This is a genomic window from Stenotrophomonas sp. P5_A8, assembly GCF_056400545.1.
Map to the genome: position 1 here is coordinate 1 of NZ_JBFULB010000261.1, position 5,411 is coordinate 5,411.

Consider the following 5,411-nt stretch of genomic DNA (forward strand, 5'->3'; position numbering starts at 1 on the left):
GCCACGTAGCGCATCGCATCAGTGAGCGACTGCACGCCGCGCGCATCCAGTTCGGCGCGCTCGATCACCGACACGGACTGCGGCGTCTCGGTAATGCTGGTGCTGGTCTTGGTTGCACCGCTGGCGCTGTTGGCCGCACGGTAGGCGTTGACCCGTACCGCATCCAGATCGGTGGCGGTCTGCGCGTGTACGGGGAGCGCGCCTGCGGCAGACAGTGCGCAGGCGAGGGCGAGCAGGTTGGGGCGCAACCGGCGGGAGGTTTCAGTGGGGAAGGGCATGACGGAACGCTCGAAGACACGGAAGGTGTGCGCGCGCTGGCCTTTCGCACGCGGCCCGTAGCCGCCACCAGCGCCGTTGCGTCGCCGGCGGCGACGTTGCCCGCTGCATTCTAGGGAATCTGGCAATTTATGCAATTGCGACACATTCGCATATGGGGTGCGAAGCCCACGATGTTGGATGCCGTTGGCGCGTTGAATGTTGCGCAGAGCCATTCATCGTTCTACCGGTGCCGCCAATAACCGCTTGCGCATCCCGCCGCGAGGTCTAGAATGCGCCCATCACCTGACCACCGCCGCCATGACTTCGATGCCGCTCCTGACGTTTTTTACCCAGACCCGCGAAAGCGCGGGACGGGCGCGTCTGCCCTGCGGCTCATCAGGCGGCTGACCGGTATCCGGTCACCCTGGAAGACCCCAGACAGAGCGCCCCACCGGGCGCTCTTTTCGTTTCAGCGCTTCACAAACCCACGCAAAGGAGAACGTGCCATGCACCAGATCGCCGAGCCCCAAGCCTGGCCGCACGCCCGTTAGCCAACGGCGGCGTGCGGCTCCTCGATGTTGGCGACGAGAGCAATCACCATGAACACCACAACCCACACCCTTTCGCACTGGCGCAACCTGGGCATCATCGCCCACATCGACGCCGGCAAAACCACCCTCACCGAACGCCTGCTGTGGAAAACCGGCGAGATCCGCCGCGTCGGCGAAGTCCATGATGGCGCGGCCACCACCGACTTCTCGGCGATCGAGCGCGAGCGCGGCATCACCATCGGCGCGGCGGCCGTGCAGGCGCATTGGGCGCCGCGCGGTGGCGACGACCATCGGCTGACCCTGATCGACACCCCCGGCCACATCGATTTCGCCATCGAAGTGGAGCGCTCCCTGCGCGTGCTCGACGGCGCGGTCGCGGTGTTCTCCGCGGTCGATGGCGTGCAGCCGCAGTCCGAGACCGTCTGGCACCAGGCCCGTCGGCACGGCGTGCCGTTGATCGCCTACGTCAACAAAATGGACCGCGTCGGCGCGTCGTTCGAGCGCGTGCTGGGCCAACTGGAGGACAAGCTGCAGGCGCGTCCGTGGGCAATCGGCTGGCCGCTTGGCGACGAAAACCATTTCCATGGCTGGGTCGATTTCATCGCCCGCCAGACGGTGGAATGGGACGACGCCGGCAACCCGACCCGCAGCGACTGGAGCACCGATGAGCAGGCGCAGTGGCAGCCGTATCGCCTGCGCCTGATCGAGGCGGTGGCCAACCACGACGACACGCTGGCCGAAACCTGGCTGGCGGGCGACAACGTGGACGATGCGCTGCTGCGCGCTGCGCTGCGCCGGGCCACGCTGGCCGGCGCGGGCGTACCGGTGCTGGCCGGTGCTGCGTTCAAGAGCAAGGGCATCGACACGTTGCTGGATGCGATCGTCGACTTCCTGCCGTCGCCGTTGGACCGACCTGCCGTGGTTGCGATGCGGGGTGAGAGCGAGGTGTTGTTGCCGCCGGACCCGAAAGGGCCGCTGGCCGCGCTGCTGTTCAAGATCACCCACCAGGCCCATGCCGCCCTCAGTTTCGTGCGGGTGTACTCGGGCACGTTGAAGGTGGGCGACCAGGTGGCCAGCTCGCAGCACGCACAGGGCCGACGCATCAGCCGGCTGGTGCGGGTGCAGGCCGACCAGACCCACGAGATCACCGAGGCGGTTGCCGGWGACATCGTGGCGGTGATCGGCTGGAAGGATGCGGTGAGCGGTGAAACCCTCAGCGCGCCCTCCGCGCCGCTGCTGCTGGACACCATCCATGCCCAGCACGCGGTGCTGGCGTGGCGGTTGAACGCCGACAAGGCGTCCGACCTGATCCGGATGAGCCAGGGCCTGTCGAGCCTGGCGCAGGAAGATCCCTCGTTCCGCGTCGCCACCGATGCGGTCACCGGGGAGACCCTGATCTGGGGCATGGGCGAACTGCACCTGGAAGTGATGGTCGAGCGCCTGCGCAGCGAGTGGAACGTGCCGGTCAAGGTGGGCGCGCCCCGTGTCGCCTATCAGGAGACGCCGTCGCGGGCGGTGCAGGACGTGGAGGGCAAGGTCGTCAAGCAGACCGGTGGCCAGGGCCAGTTCGCCCGGGTGCTGATCGAGGTGGTGCCCACCGGTGACGAGGCGGTGCGTTTCGTCGACCGCACGGTCGGCGGCGTGATCCCGAAGTCGTTCGTGGCGGCCGTGGAAAAGGGCGTACGCGCGGCGCTGGAAGAAGGGCCGCGTGGACATCCGGTGGTCGGGATCGAGGTGACCCTGACCGATGGGCAGACCCATGCCAAGGACTCCTCGGAGATGGCCTTCCACCGCGCTGGTAGCGAAGCGGTCAAGGCGGCACTGGCCACGACCGGTACACGMCTGCTGGAGCCGGTGATGGAAGTGGCCATCCACGCGCCGTCGGCCAATGTTGGCGACGTGGTGGGCGACCTCAACCGCCGCAGCGGGCGGGTGGCCTCGATCGAGGATCACGGCGCGCAGGTGGAAGTGGTGGGCTATGCGCCGCTGGCGCGGCTGGTCGGCTACACCACCTCGCTGCGCTCGTTGACCCAGGGAAGGGCGACCAGCGACATGCGCTTCAATGGCTATGAGGAAGTGCAGGCGGCTTGATGGGGCGGGTCGGTACGCCTGCCAGCGCGGACATCGTCGTCCGCTGATGAAGAAGCGAAGGGGGCCGGGAAACCGGCCCCCTTTTCCGTGGGCCGTTGCGCAAAGAGAACCACGCGGCCCAGGTCATGTCAGCCGTATGGGGCGTGGTTGCGGACAATGCACCGCACGAGAGGTCGGGCGCGACATGCCACCGCACCGGTTTCCGGTCATCGCCACGCGAAGGCGTCGCTGGGGCTTGCGCGCCAACTGCTGAAGCGTCGGTCCTTGGCTGTACCGCCTCGGCAAAGCGGCGCCGGACGCACCGCTATAGAATAAGCCGCTAGACCGTCGCCCTGCCGCTTTCACGGCGCGGCGACCACCGCATTTCGACCTCTGGAGCCGCTTCATGACCACTGCGCATTTCTACCCGATCGGCACCCCCGGCCAGCCCTGGGGCGACGCCGAGCGCGCGCAGTGGCGGGCCGCCCAGCAGCGCCAGCGCAGCTATCACGATGACGTGGTGGCCGCGCTTGAACGCCTGGGCGAACGCTTCGAGGTGGTCCAGTACGGCCAGCTCGACTACGCGCCGGATCATTACCCGCTGTTTGCCGTGGTCAACCAGGATTGGGATGCCGGGCTGCCGACCGCGCTGATCACCGGCGGCGTGCACGGCTATGAAACCAGCGGCGTGCATGGCGCGCTGCAGTTTCTCGACGAAAACGCTGAAGCCTACGCGGGCCGCATCAACCTGATCGTGGCGCCGTGCGTGAGCCCGTGGGGCTATGAGCGCATCCAGCGCTGGAATCCCGATGCGATCGATCCCAATCGAAGCTTCCGCGACGGTGGTCAGATCGAAGAGGCGCGCGCGCTGATGCAGTGGGTGGCCGCGCGCGGCGACACCCTGCTGGTGCACCTGGACCTGCATGAAACCACCGACAGTGACCTGCAGGAGTTCGACCCGGCACGCTGCGCGCGCGACGGCAAGGCCCTGGTGCCGGACATCATCCCCGATGGCTTCTACGTGATCGGCAACAGCGAAGATCCGCAGCCAGCGTTCCAGCAAGCGCTGATCGCAGCGGTGGAGAAGGTCACCCATATCGCCCCGGCCGATGCCAAGGGCGAACTGATCGGCATGCCGCTGCAATCCAATGGCGTGGTCTGGGGCGAGTCGCGTTCGATTGGCGCCTGCGCCGGCTTCACCGACGCGCGCTTTGCCACCACCACCGAGGTCTACCCGGACAGCCCGCGTACCAGCCCGCAGGAATGCAACGACGCGCAGGTGGCGGCGGTGCGTGCGGGGCTGGATTTCGCACTGGCCCAGCGTTGAGCGGTATCTGACGCGTTAGCCATTCGGGCCGGGCCGCCGCGGTGACACGCGGCGCTTCCGCCGGTCCGATGCGATCTCGATGCATCGGAACCTGTGGCCAGGTGCGGCGTTTACGCGTTGGCTGTGGCGGATTTCGGTGGATTCCTAGTGCATTTCCGGTCGCAGATCGCATCGGCGGTGGCGCCGGCATGGGTAACCTGCCCGGGCAGCAATGTCGCTGCCAGAGGAGCCACCGCATGCGCACCTGCATCGCAACGTTGTTGCTGGCATTGGGTCTGGCATCGCCAGCATCGGCTGACGACGCCACCATCGTGCTTCGCGATTTCATGCCGCTGGAGTTGGCGGCGGGGCGACTGGATCGAAACACAGCGGGTGCCCTGGTGGCCCAGGCGCTGACCGCGCCGCGCGCGCCGGCACCCCCGATCAGCCAGGTCGCAGTCCTCGCCGTGGGCTCTACGCAGGCGGGAGGCTGGGAATACATGACATCACCCRGGCAGTTGAGCACCACGCTTGATCATGGCGGCAGCGAGTTACGGGTTGTCGTTCGTCAGATCGGTTACGGCGGGGCCCCCATCGGCAGCCTCTGGGGCTCAGCGCTCCCACGCGGCGCGCAGTACATGACCGAGCGGCTGTGCGTCGACGGCAGCGGCTACACGCAACAGTGCCAACCGGGCCAGACCATCGTCGGCTGGTTGTACTACTTCAGCCTGGACGGTGCCCAGGATGGCGAATTCGGCTTCCAGAACACCTCGCTCAATGCCCCCTTCAACACCGCGTATACCGCAATCCATATCCGCTGACGAAAGCGCGGCGCCGTGGGGAAGGGGGCGCACGGTACGCGAGCGGCGGCCAGGGGCGGCCGCCGCATGTCGTCACTGCGCGAGGCAGGTGCTTACTGGATATCGCCGTACGAGCAGCCCACCGTCACCCAGCCGGGCGAATAGCTCAGGTCCACCAGCACGCGCACGTTGCGGTTGTCGCTGAGCACCTTGCGGTAATCCATGCCCTTCCAGCCGTACGTTTCTTCCATGGCGGCCTGGTCCGGGCGCGGCGACATGCCGCCGATGCGATCGACGATGGCCTTGCCACGGGTCAGTTCCTGGCCGGGTGCCACCTTGAAGGCCAGGTGCATTTCGGTGGTGCTGGACAGGTTGACCAGGTTGGAGGTCTCACCCCAGGCGGTGATCGGTGCATCGCTCTTCCAC

3 protein-coding genes and 2 pseudogenes are annotated in these 5,411 nt (G+C 67.2%); 3 read left to right on the plus strand and 2 right to left on the minus strand.

Going from position 1 to position 5,411, the window contains the following annotated elements; genetic code table 11:
- Positions 1-278: pseudogene (locus AC1DQP_RS15735) on the minus strand (hypothetical protein); the annotation flags it as partial.
- Between the two features lie 579 nt (positions 279-857).
- Here AC1DQP_RS15735 and fusA point away from each other — a divergent pair.
- From fusA to AC1DQP_RS15750, 3 genes are all read left to right on the plus strand, one after another.
- Positions 858-2,900: an elongation factor G gene (fusA, locus tag AC1DQP_RS15740; protein ID WP_457321627.1), complete on the plus strand. Its 2,043-nt coding sequence runs from the start codon at positions 858-860 to the stop codon at positions 2,898-2,900.
- A 385-nt stretch (positions 2,901-3,285) separates the two neighbouring features.
- Positions 3,286-4,206 (plus strand): M14 family metallopeptidase, encoded by a 921-nt coding sequence (locus AC1DQP_RS15745; protein WP_457322025.1) that lies wholly within the window; start codon positions 3,286-3,288, stop codon positions 4,204-4,206.
- Positions 4,207-4,442: 236 nt separating this feature from the next.
- On the plus strand, positions 4,443-5,006 hold the full coding sequence (locus AC1DQP_RS15750) for a DUF4879 domain-containing protein (protein ID WP_478051966.1): 564 nt from the start codon (positions 4,443-4,445) through the stop codon (positions 5,004-5,006).
- 92 nt (positions 5,007-5,098) lie between these two features.
- On the opposite strand, the pseudogene AC1DQP_RS15755 reads toward AC1DQP_RS15750, so the two are convergent.
- Positions 5,099-5,411 (minus strand): annotated as a pseudogene (locus AC1DQP_RS15755) (hypothetical protein); the annotation flags it as partial.